This window comes from Sphingobium limneticum (assembly GCF_008710155.1).
GTDB classification, from domain to species: domain Bacteria; phylum Pseudomonadota; class Alphaproteobacteria; order Sphingomonadales; family Sphingomonadaceae; genus Sphingobium; species Sphingobium limneticum.
In genome coordinates, this window is record NZ_VYPZ01000006.1 from 60,561 (window position 1) to 78,472 (window position 17,912).

The 17,912-nt window shown below is 64.5% G+C and carries 15 protein-coding genes and 3 tRNA genes; 9 read left to right on the plus strand and 9 right to left on the minus strand.

Annotated features, from left to right (window positions below; translation table 11 throughout):
* Positions 1-23: 23 nt before the first annotated feature.
* Together F4U94_RS09540 and rsmD are read left to right on the plus strand one after the other, a co-directional pair.
* The gene (locus F4U94_RS09540) at positions 24-1,448 is read left to right on the plus strand and encodes a pseudouridine synthase (RefSeq protein ID WP_249042039.1); all 1,425 of its coding nucleotides are present in this window, start codon (positions 24-26) and stop codon (positions 1,446-1,448) included.
* On the plus strand, positions 1,445-1,984 hold the full coding sequence (gene rsmD / locus F4U94_RS09545; protein ID WP_120249761.1) for a 16S rRNA (guanine(966)-N(2))-methyltransferase RsmD: 540 nt from the start codon (positions 1,445-1,447) through the stop codon (positions 1,982-1,984). The genes F4U94_RS09540 and rsmD overlap by 4 nt, the downstream gene beginning before the upstream one ends.
* A 105-nt stretch (positions 1,985-2,089) precedes the next feature.
* On the opposite strand, the gene F4U94_RS09550 is transcribed toward rsmD, so the two are convergent.
* On the minus strand, positions 2,090-2,563 hold the full coding sequence (locus tag F4U94_RS09550; RefSeq protein WP_150411896.1) for a Fe-S oxidoreductase: 474 nt from the start codon (positions 2,561-2,563) through the stop codon (positions 2,090-2,092).
* Between the two features lie 127 nt (positions 2,564-2,690).
* On the minus strand, positions 2,691-3,089 hold the full coding sequence (locus tag F4U94_RS09555; RefSeq protein WP_120249759.1) for a GFA family protein: 399 nt from the start codon (positions 3,087-3,089) through the stop codon (positions 2,691-2,693).
* Between the two features lie 116 nt (positions 3,090-3,205).
* On the opposite strand from F4U94_RS09555, the gene F4U94_RS09560 reads away from it, so the two are divergent.
* On the plus strand, positions 3,206-5,482 hold the full coding sequence (locus tag F4U94_RS09560) for an ATP-dependent helicase (RefSeq protein WP_120249758.1): 2,277 nt from the start codon (positions 3,206-3,208) through the stop codon (positions 5,480-5,482).
* Here F4U94_RS09560 and F4U94_RS09565 read toward each other — a convergent pair.
* The 4 genes from F4U94_RS09565 to F4U94_RS09580 form a co-directional block, all read right to left on the minus strand.
* On the minus strand, positions 5,470-5,988 hold the full coding sequence (locus tag F4U94_RS09565) for a GAF domain-containing protein (protein ID WP_170271923.1): 519 nt from the start codon (positions 5,986-5,988) through the stop codon (positions 5,470-5,472). The two genes, F4U94_RS09560 and F4U94_RS09565, sit on opposite strands and share 13 nt — an antisense overlap.
* 145 nt (positions 5,989-6,133) lie before the next feature.
* A tRNA-Ala gene (locus F4U94_RS09570) sits at positions 6,134-6,209 on the minus strand.
* A gap of 86 nt (positions 6,210-6,295) precedes the next feature.
* Positions 6,296-6,371 (minus strand) — tRNA-Ala (locus F4U94_RS09575).
* Between the two features lie 87 nt (positions 6,372-6,458).
* Positions 6,459-6,791 carry a TIGR02300 family protein gene (locus F4U94_RS09580; protein ID WP_093084864.1) on the minus strand — a complete coding sequence of 111 codons (333 nt, stop codon included), beginning with the start codon at positions 6,789-6,791 and terminating at the stop codon, positions 6,459-6,461.
* A 147-nt stretch (positions 6,792-6,938) separates the two neighbouring features.
* On the opposite strand from F4U94_RS09580, the gene aroA reads away from it, so the two are divergent.
* The 6 genes from aroA to F4U94_RS09610 all read left to right on the plus strand — a co-directional run bounded on the left by aroA (position 6,939) and on the right by F4U94_RS09610 (position 13,391).
* Positions 6,939-8,279 (plus strand): 3-phosphoshikimate 1-carboxyvinyltransferase, encoded by a 1,341-nt coding sequence (gene aroA / locus F4U94_RS09585; RefSeq protein ID WP_120249756.1) that lies wholly within the window; start codon positions 6,939-6,941, stop codon positions 8,277-8,279.
* Entirely contained in the window at positions 8,276-8,905 is a 630-nt protein-coding gene (gene cmk / locus F4U94_RS09590) for a (d)CMP kinase (protein ID WP_120249755.1), read from the plus strand. The genes aroA and cmk overlap by 4 nt, the downstream gene beginning before the upstream one ends.
* A gap of 175 nt (positions 8,906-9,080) precedes the next feature.
* Positions 9,081-10,793, plus strand: coding sequence for a 30S ribosomal protein S1 (rpsA, locus tag F4U94_RS09595; RefSeq protein ID WP_120249754.1), 1,713 nt, complete (start codon positions 9,081-9,083; stop codon positions 10,791-10,793).
* Between the two features lie 177 nt (positions 10,794-10,970).
* Positions 10,971-11,258, plus strand: coding sequence for an integration host factor subunit beta (gene ihfB / locus F4U94_RS09600; RefSeq protein WP_120249753.1), 288 nt, complete (start codon positions 10,971-10,973; stop codon positions 11,256-11,258).
* A gap of 194 nt (positions 11,259-11,452) precedes the next feature.
* A tRNA-Leu gene (locus tag F4U94_RS09605) sits at positions 11,453-11,538 on the plus strand.
* Between the two features lie 68 nt (positions 11,539-11,606).
* A complete protein-coding gene (locus tag F4U94_RS09610; RefSeq protein ID WP_120249752.1) occupies positions 11,607-13,391 on the plus strand; it encodes a cation:proton antiporter domain-containing protein in 1,785 nt (594 codons plus the stop codon).
* Positions 13,392-13,491: 100 nt separating this feature from the next.
* Here F4U94_RS09610 and F4U94_RS09615 read toward each other — a convergent pair whose 3' ends face one another.
* The 3 genes from F4U94_RS09615 to alaS form a co-directional block, all read right to left on the minus strand.
* Positions 13,492-14,436: a glutaminase gene (locus F4U94_RS09615; RefSeq protein WP_120249751.1), complete on the minus strand. Its 945-nt coding sequence runs from the start codon at positions 14,434-14,436 to the stop codon at positions 13,492-13,494.
* Between the two features lie 204 nt (positions 14,437-14,640).
* On the minus strand, positions 14,641-15,186 hold the full coding sequence (locus tag F4U94_RS09620) for a nucleoside 2-deoxyribosyltransferase domain-containing protein (protein WP_120249750.1): 546 nt from the start codon (positions 15,184-15,186) through the stop codon (positions 14,641-14,643).
* A gap of 41 nt (positions 15,187-15,227) precedes the next feature.
* On the minus strand, positions 15,228-17,891 hold the full coding sequence (gene alaS / locus F4U94_RS09625) for an alanine--tRNA ligase (RefSeq protein WP_120249749.1): 2,664 nt from the start codon (positions 17,889-17,891) through the stop codon (positions 15,228-15,230).
* Positions 17,892-17,912 lie beyond the last annotated feature (21 nt).

A 17,912-nucleotide genomic window follows, 5' to 3' on the forward strand; every position in this document is an offset into this window, starting at 1 on the left:
CCATATGGGAATAGCCAGTGCCCATGAAAAGGAATCCGCCGTTGCAACCGCCGAAAAAATCCGGACCACCCCGCAGGGGAGGACCAGGCGGTCCGAAACGCCCGACCGGCCCCGGTCGGGGAGGCCCCAGTCAGGGGCGTTCCGGTCAACGTACCGGCGGCTCTCCGGATCGTGGCGCGGGTCGCAATGCCGAACGAGGCGAGGCAAAGCCGCGCTTCTACAAGGGCGACGAGAACCGCGCAGAACGTCCACGCGGCGAGCGTCCGGACCGCAGCAGGAGCGATGCCGGCGCACGGCCGGCCCGTGGCACCGGTCCGCGCGATGCTGCCACCAAGCCGCGCAGCCCTCGCAGCGAAGGCGAACGGAGCGAACGTCCCCGGACCGAGCGCCAGCGCAGCGAGCGCCCCACGACCGAACGATCCGGCAGCGATGGTTTCCGCCCGAATGGCGTGCGGCAGGAACGGGCTCGCCCCGCGCGCGCCGACGGCCCACGCCAGGAACGCGGCCGCCCCGATCGATCGGACAGCCCCCGCCAAGAACGTGGCCGGCCCGACCGGCCGCGTGATGATGTCGTCAAATCCTATCCGCCCCGCCGCCCGCGCGGCAAGGGGCCGACGCCGACCACCAATCCTCATCCCGCTCATGCCGCGGCCAGCGAAGGCAAGGGTGAACCGCAGCGCATCGCCAAGCTGCTGGCCCGCGCCGGTGTCGCCTCCCGCCGCGAAATCGAACGGATGATCGAGGAAGGCCGCGTCGCCAAGGACGGCGTCGTCATCGACACGCCCGCCACGCTGCTGACGTCGCTGCATGGCGTTACGGTGGACGAGGTCGCGATCGCCGCGCCCGAACCGACGCGCCTGTTCCTGTTCCACAAGCCGACCGGCTATCTGACGACCGAGCGCGATCCGGTAGGACGGCCGACCATCTACGACCGGCTGCCCGCAGACCTGCCGCGCGTCATGCCGATCGGTCGACTGGACATGAATACGGAAGGGCTGTTGCTGCTGACCACCGATGGCGGCTTCAAGCGCGAGATGGAGTTGCCCGCAACCGGCGTGCCGCGCACCTATCGCGCCCGCGCCTTTGGCGAGGTCAGCCAGCAGCAGTTGGAGGATCTGTTCGACGGTCTGGAGATCGACGGCATCCGCTACGGCCCGATCGAGGCCAATCTGGAGCGCCGCACCGGACGCAACCAGTGGATCGAAATGACCCTGACCGAAGGCAAGAACCGGGAAGTTCGCCGCGTGCTCGAACATATGGACCTCAAGGTCAACCGGCTGATCCGCACCAGCTATGGCCCGTTCCATCTGGGCGAATTGCCGGTCGGCGCGGTCGAAGAAGTGCGCGAGCATGAATTGGCGCATTTCCGCAAGATGTTGCGGGATGCGGGGAAGACCGCAGGCAAGACCGCAGACCGCAACGAGGTTGACGGAGACGGCGACGCATGAGGATCATTTCGGGCCAATGGCGCGGCCGTCCGTTGACCGCGCCCAAGGGTGACGCGACCCGCCCCACCGGGGACCGGACGCGCGAGACGCTGTTTTCCATGCTGCTCAGCCGTATCGGATCGTTCGAGGGACTGTCGGTGGGCGACTTTTTCGCCGGGTCGGGCGCGCTGGGGTTCGAGGCTCTGTCGCGCGGTGCGGCCTCCTGCCTGTTCGTCGAGCAGGACAAGCCGGCGCTCGACGCGATCCGCGCCAATGGTGAGCGGCTGGGCATTCGCCCGGACGTCCGCGCCTCCAGCGTCATGGCGCTGGGGTCGGCGTCCAAGCCGCTGGACCTCATTTTCATGGACCCGCCCTATGGCACCGGCGCGGGCCAGGTGGCGCTCGACAAGCTGGCGCGGCTGGGTTGGACCAACGCCGCCAGCTGGATCAGCATCGAAACCGACCGGCGCGAGGATGTGGTGGTGAAGGGTTTTGCCGTCGACACCGTGCGCGATGTCGGCAAGGCGCGGATCACGCTGCTGCGCGCCGAGGAGTGAAAACCGCCCACTCGCGTCGAACGAGACAGCGAGTTGGACAGTTAAACTGTATTTTTGAGCCGAGGCTGGCGGCGCTGATGGCCGCCCGCCTCGGCTCGCAATTCGTTAGCGCTTACGCCCCTTGGGCGCTTCGCCGCGATTGACGCAGCTGTCCTGCACGGTGCGGGTACAGGTCGGATAGTCCTTCGCCTCGGTTGGCGCGGGCGTCATATTCCCACCCACTGTGACCGGATTGGAAGACGACCCCATCGGAGCCGATGGATCCTTCGGTACGCCGGCGGGGGCTGGCGCCATGCCCGGATCGGCCGGAACCGCGCCGGTCGGCTGGCCGGCGTTGGGGTCAGGCTGCGGTGGCGTTGGTGGGGTAGGCGCAGCGGGTGCGTCAGGCGCGACCGGAGCCGAAGGCGGCGTTGCAGCCGGATCGGCCGGGGCTGGTTCAGCCGGAGGCGTCATGGCGTCCGCGGGCGGCTTGCTCCCCTGTGCAGGCATACCCTGGGCAGGCATATCCTGCGCGATGGCAGCGCCGCCCGCTACAGCGAAGCTCAACATCGCAACGCCAGCTAGCATGATGGATTTCATCGGGATCATCCTTTCCTATGTTCTGTTCTTCGCCCCGTTCAGGACCAAAACAGCGGTCGTGACACCCCCGTTCCATCCCGACGGTGAAGCGGTGCATACATAGGATAGGGCGAGTGGCGGTTTTGGCCTATGGCCCTTCGGGATAGCGGTCGAACGACGGCAGGTCGTGCGCCTTTTCCACCCATGGCAGGGCTTCGGCCATCTGAATCTGCGCCTGGGGCGGCAGGGCAGTCGGATCGTCCAACGTTCCCGTCTGGATATCGATCGCGCCGGGGAAAGCGACGGGATTGGTGTAGAAGACGCCGGTGCCGCAAGTGCCGCAGAAATGGCGCGTCGCATGCTCGGAGGATTGGTAGCGCACCGCCTCTCCCTCGATCTTTACCGCATCGTCCGGGAACAGCGCCCAACCGACCATCGGCGCGCCGGCGCTGGCGCGACAATCCTTGCAATGGCACAGCGCGCTATAGGCCGGGTCGCCGGTCGCTTCGTAGCGGATCGCCCCGCACTGGCATCGTCCCGTCAGCATCGTCCCTTGCTCCCTTGCATGATTCGCCTTTTGTTCTCATAGAAGCCCCATCGCCGCAAGAGGCCGTTCCCGTCGCGCCCCTTGCCCATGCACCATCCCATGCCTAGTTGATCCATATGACCGTTCCTGCCCCCTCCCCCAATGATCCGCCCTATCTGGATGGGTTGAACCCGCCGCAGCGAGAGGCGGTGCTGACGACGGAGGGACCGGTGCTGGTGCTGGCCGGCGCCGGCACGGGCAAGACGGCGGCGCTGACCGCGCGGCTGGCGCATCTGATCGGCACGCGCCGCGCCTGGCCGTCCGAGATATTGGCGGTGACCTTCACCAACAAGGCGGCGCGGGAAATGCGCGCACGGGTCGGCCGGATGATCGGCGATGCGGTGGAGGGCATGCCATGGCTCGGTACCTTCCACGCCATCGCGGCCAAGATGCTGCGCCGCCATGCCGAACTGGTGGGCCTGCAATCCAATTTCACCATCCTCGACACCGACGATCAGCTGCGGTTGCTCAAGCAACTGGTGCAGGCGGAGGGGATTGACGAAAAACGCTGGCCGGTGCGGCAGTTGGCGGGCCTGATCGACCAGTGGAAGAATAAGGGCTGGACCCCGGCCGACGTCGGCGCAGGCGAGGCGGAAGGATATGCCAACGGCAAGGGGCAGAAGCTTTACGCCGCCTATCAGGCCCGACTGCGCGATGTAAATGCGTGTGATTTCGGTGACTTGCTGCTCCACACTCTCACGATTTTGAAGACGCATCGCGACGTGCTGGAGCAATATCAGCAGAAATTTCGCTACATCATGGTGGACGAATATCAGGACACCAATAGCAGCCAATATCTGTGGCTGCGGCTGCTGGCGCAGACGCGCAAGAATATCTGCTGCGTGGGCGACGACGACCAATCGATCTACTCATGGCGCGGCGCAGAAGTCGCCAATATCCTGCGGTTCGAAAAGGATTTTCCCGGCGCGACCATCATCCGGCTGGAGCAGAATTATCGCTCCACGCCGCATATCCTGGGTGCGGCATCCGGGGTCATTGCGGAAAATGGCAATCGCCTGGGCAAGACGCTGTGGACCGATATCGACGTCGGCGAAAAGGTGAAGGTCGTCGGCATATGGGACGGGCCGGAGGAAGCGCGGCGCGTCGGCGAAGAGATTGAAGCGGTCGAGCGTAGCGGCGGATCGCTGGACGAGGTGGCGATCCTGGTCCGCGCCCAGCATCAGACCCGCGAGTTCGAAGACCGGTTCATCCAGATCGGACTGCCCTATCGCATCGTCGGCGGCTTCCGTTTCTACGAACGCGCCGAAATTCGCGATGCGCTGGCCTATTTGCGGCTGGTGAACCAGCCTGCCGACGATCTGGCGTTCGAACGCATCGTCAACGTGCCCAAGCGCGGGCTTGGCGACAAGGCGGTGGAGAAATTGCACCGGCTGGCACGCGCGGAAGGCATACCGCTGGCGCTGGCGGCGGCGCGCATCCTGGACACCGATGAGTTGACGCCGCAGGCGCGACGGTCGCTGGGCAATTTCATCGGCGATCTGGCACGCTGGCGCGATCGGGCCGGGCAACTGCCCCATGCCGAACTGGCGCGGCAGATATTGGACGAGAGCGGCTATACCGCCATGTTGCAGGCCGAACGCACGACCGAAAGCGCCGGGCGGCTGGAAAACCTGTCCGAACTCGCCCGCGCGATGGAAGAATATGAGACGCTGGGCGCCTTCCTGGAGCATGTCTCCCTCGTCATGGACAATGAGGCGCAGGCGGACGAGCGCAAGATCACGATCATGACCATCCACGCCGCCAAGGGGCTGGAGTTCGACACGGTGTTTCTGGCCGGTTGGGAGGAAGGCATCTTCCCGTCGCAGCGCGCGCTGGACGAAGGCGGCCTCAACAGCCTGGAGGAGGAACGGCGGCTTGCCTATGTGGCGATTACGCGCGCGCGCAAGCGCTGCACCATCCTGCACGCCGCCAATCGCCGCATCTATGGGCAATGGACCAGCAGCATCCCGTCGCGATTCGTCGGCGAATTGCCGCCCGAACATGTCGAATCGGAAAGCAGCATGTCGGGCGGCGCATCTTTATGGCGAGCCAACTGGTCGGAACGGGACGACCCCTTCGCCAATGTCGCACGCGGCAGCGGACGCGGGCCAGGCTGGCAGCGGGCGCAGTCCACCGGCCAATTCAGCAAGGAACCGGTGCGGATCGTGGAGGCGCGGGCATCGGCCGTGTCACTGGGCAACAAGGGGCGCAACGACATGAGCATCGGCCTGCGCGTCTTCCACCAGAAATTCGGCTATGGCAGCGTCGCGGAGATCGAGGGCAACAAGCTGGAGATCGATTTCGAAACGGCCGGGCGCAAGCGCGTGATGGACAGTTTCGTTCAGCCGGCTTGAGGGCGGGATGCTGACGCCGATATCGATTCCGGTGCGGCGCAGAGTTTGGCGGACAGGATAGTAGTGACATCGTTGGCGAACCCTTCGATGGTCGCCACTGTCGCCGCATTGCTGATCAGGCGCGGTTCGGGATCGATCGCGCAAAGCGTGCCATAAAAGCTGCCGTCCGACAGGATCAGCGGGAAAGAGGCGTAGCTTTTGAAACCGTAGAAGCGCGGCACCGGATGCCGTTGCCAGGCGATGTCGGCATCGACATGGTCGATCACCACATAATTTTCGGTCTGGCGGATATCGTTGCAGATGGTCATCTGCACCTCCAGTTCCGCGCCGGGTTCCAACCCGAAGGCGATCTTGTCCAACACCTGGCAGGCGATCCACCGATCTTCGGTCACGCGCGCCACCGCAGCAAAGCCCATATGCGTCGCCTGGCACAGGCGCACCAATATGGCGCGGATCGCGTCGTCATCGCCCTGCGCGGCGGCCTGAACGGCTAATTCATCCTTCATACCCATCGAATGGCAGGAAAGCGCGCCCTTGGCCAGTGGGGAGGCTGTGGCGGCGGGAGAGAATCGCAATGGCAATGGCAGCGGCGATGGCGCTGACAGCGACGCAAGAAGGCGTGTGGTCCTGCATATGGAATTTGATGAAAATTGGTGGAGCCTAGCGGGATCGAACCGCTGACCTCCTGCATGCCATGCAGGCGCTCTCCCAGCTGAGCTAAGGCCCCATCCTGTGCGGCCTGGCCGTCACATCATGGTCAGACCATGTCCGGCACTGCCGTCGGTCTTATGTATATTCCGCCAGAAGCGAAATTGGTGGAGCCTAGCGGGATCGAACCGCTGACCTCCTGCATGCCATGCAGGCGCTCTCCCAGCTGAGCTAAGGCCCCGTACCAGTGAGGCGCCGCTTGGGTTCGGCGCCTCGGAGGTCGCTGCCTCTAGGGTCGTCCGACCCCGTTGGCAAGCAGAAATTTCACTTAATTATCGTCGTTGTCGTCGTCACCGGCGGCATCGACGCCCAGGTCGTCGTCACCACCCAGATCGACGTCATTATCCGGCGAATCGCCGTCGTCATCGACGTCGATGTCCAGATCGTCGTCAGCCGTTTCCAGCTCACCATCTGCGGTTTCGATCACCTTCTTGGGCGCCGCTTCCTCATAAGGCAGCGGCTGCTTCGATTTCAGCACCGGTTCCGGTTCCCAGGCACTGTTGCAATTGATGCAGGTGACCGGATCGTCCTTGCCCAGGTCGTAGAAGCGAGTCGCGCATTTTGGGCAGGTCCGCTTCGTGCCCCATTCAGCCTTCACCATGTCCGGCCTGTTCCTTCTTCGATGCTTCAAACAGAAATCACGCGGCGCAACGCTTGTTGCCCGCGAAACGTCGGGCGCCTTGCCATAGCGGGATCGCGCTGTCAAAAGCCGCTCGCATTTTTTCGGTTCCAACACAATGGATACCCCGTGACCCAGCATGACGATCAAGCCACCCCCCGCACCTTCTCCGCCGCGCCAGCCTTGGCCGGCAGCGTCACCGTGCCGGGCGACAAAAGCATTTCCCACCGGTCGCTGATGCTGTCGGCGCTGGCCGTGGGCGAAAGCCGGGTCGAAGGCCTGCTGGAGGGCGAGGATGTGCTGGCCACCGCCGCCGCCATGCGGGCGATGGGCGCAACGATCGAGCGCGACGACGATGGCGTATGGCATATCCATGGCGTGGGCGTCGGCGGCCTGCTCCAGCCCGAAACCGCGCTGGACATGGGCAATAGCGGTACATCGACGCGCCTGTTGATGGGCCTGCTCGCCAGCCATGACCTGACCGCGACCTTCGTGGGCGACGCATCGCTGAGCAAGCGGCCGATGGCGCGCGTCACCGATCCGCTGTCGCGCATCGGCGCCAGCTTCACGACCAGTCCCGGCGACCGCCTGCCGCTGACGATGAAGGGCGCCTGCCCTGCCGTACCGCTGGACTATACCCTGCCCGTCGCATCGGCGCAGGTGAAGTCGGCGGTCCTGCTGGCCGGCCTCAATACGCCGGGCATCACCCGCGTGGTCGAGCCGATCCCGACCCGCGACCATAGCGAACGGATGCTCAAGGGCTTTGGCGCGGATCTGAATGTCGAGACGCAGGCGGACGGTACGCGCATCATCACGCTGGTCGGCGAAGCGGAATTGAAGCCGCAGAATATCGTCGTGCCGGGCGACCCCTCCTCCGCCGCCTTCCCGATGGTCGCGGCGCTTCTGGTACCGGGGTCGCAGGTGACGATCGCCAATGTGGGCCTCAACGGCACGCGTGCGGGTTTGATCGACCTGCTGCGTGAGATGGGTGGGTCGATCGAGGTGGTGAACGCTCGTGAAGTGGGTGGCGAGCCGGTCGGCGACCTGATCGTCACCGCGTCGGCCTTAAAGGGCGTCGAACCCGACCCCGCCCGCGCGCCGAGCATGATCGACGAATATCCCGTCGCCTTCATCGCCGCCGCATTTGCGCAAGGGCGCAGCATCTTCCGCGGGCTGGACGAATTGCGGGTCAAGGAATCCGACCGCATCGCCACAATGGCGCAGGGGCTGCGCGCGATCGGCGTGACGGTCGAGGAACTGGAAGACGGCATCATCATCGAGGGCAGCGGCGGCGCGCTCCTGCCCGGCGGCGGGCCGATCGCGACCAAGCTGGACCATCGCATCGCCATGAGCTTCGCGGTCGCCGGCCTCATTTCGAAGGATGGCGTCACCATCGACGATATGCGCCCGGTCGCGACCAGCTTCCCGACCTTCCTGCCCCTGCTTCAGTCGCTGGGCGCGATCGCATGATCATCGCCGTCGACGGACCCGCCGCATCGGGCAAGGGCACCATCGCCAAGGCGCTGGGCCGCCATTATGACCTGCCCGTACTGGATACCGGCCTGCTCTACCGCGCGGTCGGCCTGTCCGTGCTGAAGGCCGGCGGCGACCCGGACCTAGAGGCCGATGCGCTCGCCGCCGCCGGCTTCGACGACGATATCCTGTCCGACCCGGCACTGCGCAGCGAAGCGGTCGGCAGCCTGGCGTCGCGCGTGTCCGTGCATCAGAGCGTGCGCGATGCGCTGATCAAACGGCAGCGCGACTTCGCCACTCAACCGGGCGGCGCGATCCTGGACGGGCGCGATATCGGCACGGTTATCGCCCCCGATGCCGACGCCAAGATCTTCGTCACCGCAAGCGTGCAGGTGCGCGCCGATCGCCGGTTCAAGGATGCGCTCGGCCATGGCGGCCATCCCGATATGAATAGCCTGATCGCCGACATTCAGGCCCGCGATACCCGCGACATGAGCCGCGACCATGCCCCGCTCAAGCAGGCGCCGGGCGCGGACTTGCTAGATACGAGCGATTTGACTATAGACGCGGCCGTCCAGCGGGCGATCGCGCTTGTGGACGCTCAGCTTGAAGGTCGCCCCTGAGGGATGACCCGACAAGGCGCGCGGAGTTTCCGGGCGCCCTTTTCGCTTATCTCGCCTGCGCGTTTCACGGCCGTAACCCTTTGGATACGCGGCGGATATTCGGTCCGGCGCGTGGTTTGGCCAAAGACCATCGGATACAACCGATTGGCCAGCAATGATGAGTGAAGGACCAACCATGGCCTCTACGGCATTCCCCTCGCGCGACGATTTCGCCGCGCTTCTCAATGATTCTCTCGGTGGTGAAGACGGCGGCTTTGAAGGCCGCGTCGTCAAGGGCACCGTTACCGCCATCGAAAACGACCTGGCCGTCATCGACGTAGGTTTGAAGTCGGAAGGCCGCGTGCCGCTGCGCGAATTCGCTGCGCCGGGCCAGAAGGCTGACCTGAAGGTCGGCGACGAAGTCGAAGTCTATGTCGACCGCGTCGAAAACGCCCATGGCGAAGCCATGCTGTCGCGTGACCGCGCTCGCCGCGAAGCCGCCTGGGACAAGCTGGAAAGCGAGTTCACCGAGAGCGCCCGCGTCGAAGGCGTCATCTTCGGCCGCGTCAAGGGTGGCTTCACCGTCGACCTCGACGGCGCCGTGGCGTTCCTGCCCGGTTCGCAGGTCGACATCCGCCCCGTGCGCGACGTCACCCCGCTGATGGACATTCCGCAGCCTTTCCAGATCCTCAAGATGGATCGCCGCCGCGGCAACATCGTCGTGTCGCGTCGCGCCATTCTGGAAGAAACCCGCGCCGAACAGCGTTCGGGCCTCATCCAGACGCTGGCCGAAGGTCAGATCATCGAAGGCGTCGTCAAGAACATCACCGACTATGGTGCGTTCGTTGACCTGGGCGGCATCGATGGCCTGCTGCACGTCACCGACCTGTCGTACAAGCGCATCAACCACCCGAACGAGATGATCAACATCGGCGACACCGTCCGTGTCCAGATCATCCGCATCAACCGCGACACGCAGCGCATTTCGCTCGGCATGAAGCAGCTGGAAAGCGATCCGTGGGAAGGCGCCAGCGCCAAGTACCCGGTCGGCGCCAAGCTGTCGGGCCGCGTCACGAACATCACCGAATATGGTGCGTTCGTCGAGCTGGAAGCCGGCATCGAAGGCCTGGTCCATGTTTCGGAAATGTCCTGGACCAAGAAGAACGTCCACCCCGGCAAGATCGTTTCGACCAGCCAGGAAGTCGAAGTTCTGGTTCTGGAAGTCGATCCCGAAAAGCGCCGTATCTCGCTCGGCCTCAAGCAGGCCCAGTCGAACCCGTGGGATTCGTTCGCCGAACGTCACCCGATCGGCTCGACCGTCGAAGGCGAAGTCAAGAATGCGACCGAATTCGGTCTGTTCATCGGCCTGGACGGCGACGTGGACGGCATGGTCCACATGTCGGACATCGCATGGGGCATTTCGGGCGAAGACGCCCTGGCCCTGCATCGCAAGGGCGAGGCCGTTCAGGCTGTCGTTCTCGACATCGACGTCGAGAAGGAACGCATCAGCCTCGGCATGAAGCAGCTTGAGCGTGGCGGCCCGGCCGCTGGTGGCACCGCTGCTGCGGCTGCCGGCCTCAACAAGAACTCGATCGTTACCGTGACGGTTCTTGAAGTCCGCGACGGCGGCCTGGAAGTCCAGGCTGGCGAAGACGGCGCTGCCGGCTTCATCAAGCGCAGCGACCTTGGCCGTGATCGTGACGAACAGCGTCCGGAACGCTTCCAGGTCGGCCAGAAGTTCGACGCCATGGTGACCGGTTTCGACCGCGCCAAGAAGCCGACCTTCTCGGTCAAGGCGATGCAGATCGCCGAAGAGAAGCAGGCTGTCGCGCAGTACGGCTCGTCCGACAGCGGCGCGTCGCTGGGCGACATTCTGGGCGAAGCGCTCAAGGCGAAGACGGAAGGCTAAGTCTTCTTTCGCTACTGAAGAAAAATGGCCCGCCGGACTTAGGTTCGGCGGGCTTTTTCATGTCCCGGCACGATCTTTCTTGTGGAAACGTAACGACTGGCTTGTTGCCCGATTGTCAACGCCTTGCGGATTCTCTATGACGAAGCAGGGGCACAGCAGAGGGGCGCTGGAGAACCAATGATCCGTTCGGAACTGATCCAGAAACTGGCCGAGGAAAATCCTGGGCTGAGCTTGCCGGAAGTGGAAAAGATCGTCGATCTTTTCTTCCGGGAGATTGTCGATCGACTGTCCACAGGCGGTCGTGTCGAATTGCGCGGTTTCGGCGCATTCACCACCCGCGCACGCGATGCCCGCACCGGGCGCAATCCACGCACCGGCGAACAGGTGCCGGTGGATGCCAAGCGCGTCCCCTATTTCAAGCCGGGCAAGGAAATGCGCGAACGGCTGAACGGCAAGGACGCCTGAGTCGATGATCCAGAGCATCGTGCGGAAAAGTGGAAACCGGTTTTCCGCTTAAAACGATGCGAAAACAAAAATCTGGAGCAGGCGATCCGCTTCGGATTTGACGCAGCCTGCTCCGGTGATCGGGCCGTTGCTCGATCACCCTTGACCTCCCGGCCGCCAGCCGCCACTGAGGCGCTGCCTGGCGACGAAGCCATGCGGACGTGGCGAAATCGGTAGACGCAGCGGACTTAAAATCCGCCTTCCCCTGGAAATGCGGGTTCAAGTCCCGCCGTCCGCACCAGCAAAGATGACAAGCTTTTTCCTACCAAAGGACTGGCTATTGCGGCCGGTTGCCGCGATGGTGCGGTCATGGCCGGTGCAATCAATCCCAACAGTTTCAGCGACTCCCTCGTCATCCTGGGGGCCGCAGGGCTCGTCATTCCCGGATTCGCCCGTTTCCGCATCAGCCCCGTCATCGGCTTCATCCTGGTCGGCCTGGCGGTCGGTCCGGCGGGTCTGGGGTCGCTGGTCGATCAATATCCCTGGCTTTATCATGTCACCATATCGAACCGGGCAGCGATCGAGCCGTTCGCCGAGCTGGGCGTCATATTATTGCTCTTTTCCATCGGACTGGAACTGAGTTTCCGGCGATTGTGGACGATGCGCGCGCAGGTGTTCGGCGTCGGCGCGACCGAACTGATCGGCGGCGCACTGCTGATCGCCATGGGCCTGTATTTCCTGGGGCAGCCCACCGCCGGCGCCATCGGCCTTGGCCTGGCGCTCGCCCTTTCGTCCACTGCCGTGGTGCTGCCGATGGTCGGCACGCAAAGCGCGGTCGGCCGCGCGGCCTTTTCCATGCTGCTGTTCGAAGATCTGGCGCTGGTGCCGATCATCTTCATGCTGGGCGCCCTCGCCCCTTCCGTTGCGGCCAGCCCGGATGGAGCCTGGGGCGAAATGGCCAATACATTGATGAAGGGCGGCATCACCATCGCCGTGATGCTCGTATTGGGCCGGGTCTTCCTGCCCCATATGTTCAGCCAAGCGGCGCGCACCAAAAGCCCGGAAGTCTTTCTGGCCGCCAGCCTGCTGGTGGTCATCGTGTCCAGCCTAGCAACATCGATCGCCGGCCTGTCGCCGATCGTCGGTGCGCTGCTCGCCGGCCTGCTGATCGCCGAGACGGACTATCATAGCGAGGTCGAGGTGATGACCGCCCCGTTCAAGGGGCTGGCGCTGGGCGTGTTCCTGATCACCGTGGGCATGAGCCTGGACATTCGCGTGATCCTGGCCAACTGGCCCAGCCTGGTGATGGCGGTGGTCGGCGTGGTATTGGCCAAGACGCTGGTGACCGGCGCGCTGCTCTACTTCTCAGGCGCGCGCAAGGGCGTGGCGCTGGAGGTCGGCGTGCTGATGTCCAGCCCGTCGGAAACCACATTGATCGTGCTGTCGGCGGCGTCGGCGGCGCAATTGATCCTGCCGTCCACCGCCGCCTTCTGGCAGATCGTGACGGCCATCGGCCTGACCATCACGCCGCTGCTGGCACGGATCGGTCATGACATCGCCCGCCGGCTGGAAACCGCTTTGGGCGAGGAAACGATCGAAGCGACGGAAGAACATACCGAAGCGGCGGCGGTCATCATCGGCTTCGGCCGGGTCGGACGCATGGTGTGCGACCTGCTGAAGACCCACAAGCAGCGCTTCATCGTCGTCGAATCGGACCCCGACGTGGTCGCGGAGGCACGGCGGCTGGGCTATCCGATCCTGTTCGGCGACGTCGCGCGCGCGGAAATGCTGGACCGCCTGCGCCTCGGCCATGCCCGTGCGCTGATCCTGACCATGGACGACCCGGTGCTGTCGGTCCGCGTGACCAAGCGGGTGCGCGGATGGGTGCCCGACCTGCCGATCATCGCGCGCGCCCGCGATACCGATCATGCCGCGCAACTCTACAAGGCGGGCGCCAGCGACGCGGTGCCCGAAACGCTGGAAAGCTCGCTGCAACTGGCGGAAACCGCGCTGGTGGATCTGGGCGTTGCGATGGGGCCGGTGATCGCGTCGATCCACCAGATGCGCGAAGATCTGCGCGTGGGGATCAAGGAAGCCGCGCAGATGGAAACCGCGCCCAAGCTACGCCGGCTGCGCGCGGATGAGGTGGGCTAGAGCATTCTGAAGTCGGCTGGAACAGCCGACGGCTCGCAGGATGCGGCAAACAAAAGCAAATTAGAGCATCATCCGATTCAATCTAATCGGATGAGGTGGGTTAATCCCCCTCTTCCGGCGGACTGAATACCGACCATCCGGTGCGTCGCGCCAGCATTTCCAGCGCCTGCGTGCCAAGCTGACTATTGCCGCTGGCATTAAGGCCCGGCGACCAGACCGCAATGGACGCACGGCCGGGCACGATGGCGAGGATGCCGCCACCCACGCCCGACTTGCCGGGAATACCGACGCGAAAGGCGAAGTCGCCCGACGCATCATAATGGCCGCAGGTCAGCATCAGCGCATTGATACGCCGCGCGCGGCTGGGCGACACCACCCTGCCCCCATCGGGATGCCGCCCGTCCAGCATCAGATAGCGCCCCGCCAGCGCCAGTTGCCGGCAATTCATCTCGATCGCGCACTGGTGAAAATAGCTGCCCAGCACCAGATCGACCGGATGCCGCACATTGCCGAAGGCGCGCATATAATTGGCGAGCGCCATATTGCGAAAGCCGGTCGCCGTTTCGGACGTGGCGACATCCTCATTGATGATGATATCGTCTTCACCGGTCAGATAGCGTACGAATCGCAGCATTTCGCCGATCGCCACGCGCGGCTGATGCCCGCCCAGATTGACGTCCGACACGACGATCGCACCTGCATTGATGAACGGATTGCGCGGAATGCCCTGCTCCTGTTCCAACTGCACGATCGAGTTGAAGGCATTGCCCGAAGGCTCCCGCCCGACCCGATCCCATAGCTGATCGCCGACCTTGCCCAGCGCCAGCGTGAGGGCGAACACCTTCGATATCGACTGGATCGAAAAGCCGGAGTCCGCATCGCCCCCGGTCCGCACCCGCCCGTCGGCCGTCGCGATGGCGATGCCGAATTGCGCAGGATCGACCTTCGCCAGTTCGGGAATATAGCTGGCGACTTGTCCGCGATCCTCGGCGGATGCCATGGTGGCGACGATGTCAGTGAGCAGGTCGGAAAGATCTGTGGCCATGACATGGCTTTAACCCAAGCCGGCGCCTTTAGGACAGAGGCAGAAAATGTGCCCGATGATGTGAATCTATGGCTCTGCGTACCCCGGCGCAGTTGATGGGAGGCACGTGACTCCCATCAAGGGTCCAGTTCAGGGCGAGGGACTGGACCCCGGCCTGCGCCGGGGAACAACTTCCCACCATCAGCCAAATTTTATGTCCTGGCATCAGTGCAAGCCGCGATTGACCTGCCCGATCCGTGCCCGCACTTCGCGCAACAGGGCGTCGAAGGACGACACTTGATGCGCACCATAATGCTCTGCCGTGATATCGACATTGCCCTTCCGCCAATAGCCGTCCGGACAGAAGATGATGAGCTTCCCCGACCGCGCATGCAGGCCCATTTCGAGCAGGCTGACCGGGCTTTGCGATCCCGACGCGAAATAGAGGATGATGATATCCGCACTGTCCAGGGCGGCCAGTTCCCATTCCACCTGTTGGCGGAAATTGGCGTCGCTCGCCTCCGGCTTCCACGCCGGGTTCCAGTCCGGGCGACGGGGATTGAAGACCATCACGCGCTCATCCGCCAGCGCGGCGATCATGTCGCGCTGCCAGTCGGTCGCGTGCCCCATGTCGATGCTGCCACCCAGAAACAGGCGCGCCCTATCATGGGCCGCCGGCAGCGGCTGAGGCGAGGTGATGGTTACCGCGTCAGCCGCCTGCACGGCCACGGGCGCCGCCAGGAGCAGCACGGTCAGGAAAAAACGCAACATGGGGACAGGCGGCGTCACAAACCGACGCCGCCCCGGTCCATTCAAGCAGGCACGCTGGCCAACGCAGCCTTGACCGCGTCGATCGCGGCCTGCGCCTTGTCGCCGTCAGGACCGCCGCCCTGTGCCATATCGGGACGGCCGCCGCCGCCCTTGCCACCCAGCGCTTCCACGCCGGCGCGGACCAGATCGACCGCGCTGATGCTGGCGGTGAGGTCGTCGGTCACGCCGACCGCGATGGTGGCGCGGCCTTCGACCACGGCCAGCACGGCGGACACGCCGCTGCCCAAAGTCTTCTTGTTGCCGTCCACGATGCCGCGCAATTCCTTGGGGTCGAGGCCGTCGATGACCTGCCCCAGGAAGCTGACAGTGCCGACCTGTTCGGGGCCAGCCGCTGTCGCCGCGCCACCGCCGCCAAGGGCCAGCGCCTTCTTGGCGTCGGCCAATTCGCGTTCCAGCTTGCGGCTCTGTTCGACCAGCGCGACGATGCGCGCTGGCACCTCATCCGGCGACGTCTTGAGCGCAGCGGCGGTCTGGCGCAGCTTGTCGTCGCGGTCGATCAGCCACAGGCGCGCGGCTTCGCCGGTCAGCGCCTCGATCCGGCGGACGCCGCTGGACACGGCGCTTTCCGCCACGATCTTGAACAGGGCGATGTCGCCGGTGGCGCGGACATGGGTGCCGCCGCACAGTTCGACCGAATAGCTGTTGCCGCCCGGTTCGCCCGGCACGCCCATCGACAGGACGCGCACTTCGTCGCCATATTTCTCGCCGAACAGCGCCATGGCGCCGGCCGAAATGGCGTCGTCCGGGGTCATGAGGCGGGTCGTGACCTCCTCATTATGGCGGATCTGCGCGTTCACATCGGCCTCGACTTTGGCGATTTGCGCGTGGGTCAGCGCTTCTGGATGCGAGAAGTCGAAGCGCAAGCGCTCGGCTGCGACCATGCTGCCCTTCTGCGTCACATGCCCACCCAGTTCCTTGCGGAGCGCGGCGTGCAGCAAATGGGTGGCGCTGTGGTTGGCGCGGATGCGGTCGCGGCGCTCGACATCGACGGTCAGGTTGACGGTATCGCCGACCTTGACGCTGCCCGCGTCGATCACGGCCTGATGCGCATGCAGACGGCCGAGCGGCTTGGACGTGTCGGCCACCTGCGCCGTCAGGCCGCCGAGCGAACCGATGGTGCCGGCGTCGCCATTCTGGCCGCCGCTTTCGCCATAGAAGGGCGTCTGGTTGGTGATGATCGCAACGCTGTCGCCAACGGTGGCGCTGTCGACGCGCACGCCATCCTTGACGATGGCGAGCACTTCACCCTCGCCCTTGGTCGAGGCGTAACCGACAAATTCGGTGCTGCCGAGCGTTTCGGCGATGTCGTACCAGATTTCGTCCGACGCCTTTTCGCCCGATCCCTTCCATGCGGCGCGGGCGGCGGCCTTCTGCTCCGCCATGGCGGCGTCGAAACCGGCGCGATCGACGGACAGGCCCTGCGTGCGCAGCGCATCTTCGGTCAGGTCATAGGGGAAGCCGTAAGTGTCGTACAGCTTGAACGCGGTTTCGCCCGGCAGGGTCGCGCCTTCGCCAAGGTCAGCGGTGGCTTCGTCCAGCAGGCGCAGGCCGTTTTCCAGCGTCTTGCGGAAACGGGTTTCCTCGCGCAGCAGGGTTTCCTCGATCAGCGGCTGGGCGCGGACCAGTTCGGGGAAGGCCCCGCCCATTTCCGACACGAGGCTGGACACCAGACGGTACATCAGCGGGTCTTTAGCGCCGATGATGTGCGCATGGCGCATGGCGCGGCGCATGATGCGGCGCAGCACATAGCCACGGCCTTCGTTCGCAGGCAGCACGCCGTCCGCAATCAGGAAGCTGGTCGAACGCAGATGATCGGCGATGACGCGGTGGCTGGCCTGAAACTCGCCGTCGGTCGCGGTCTTGGTCAGCGCGGCAGAATCTTCGATCAGCGCCTTGAACGTGTCGGTGTCGTAATTGTTGTGGACGCCCTGCATGACGGCCGCGATGCGCTCCAGACCCATGCCGGTGTCGATCGACGGCTTGGGCAGTTCCGAAACGATCTCGTTGGCTTCCTGCTCATATTGCATGAAGACGAGGTTCCAGATTTCGACGAAGCGATCGCCATCCTCCTCCGGCGAACCGGGAGGGCCGCCCCAGATATGGTCGCCATGATCGTAGAAGATTTCCGAGCAGGGACCGCACGGGCCGCTGTCGCCCATGGCCCAGAAATTATCCTTGGTCGGAATGCGGATGATCCGGTGATCCGGCAGGCCCGCAATCTTCTTCCACAGGTCGAACGCCTCATCGTCCGTGTGATAGACGGTCGCGGTCAGCTTGTCCGCGGGCAGACCCCATTCCTTGGTCAGCAGGGTCCAGGCGTGGGTGATCGCCTGTTCCTTGAAATAATCGCCGAAGCTGAAATTGCCCAGCATTTCGAAGAAGGTGTGGTGGCGCGCCGTGTAGCCGACATTGTCGAGATCATTATGCTTGCCACCGGCGCGGACCGACTTCTGGCTCGACGTCGCAGTCTTGTACGGGCGCGTTTCCAGACCCGTGAAGACATTCTTGAACGGCACCATGCCGGCGTTCACGAACATCAAGGTCGGGTCGTTGTGCGGCACCAGCGGCGCGGACGGAACGATGGTGTGGCCGTTGGCCCCGAAGTAGTCGAGGAAAGAGCGGCGAATGTCGTTGGTCGAGGTCATGCGCGCGATTTAGTGGGAAGC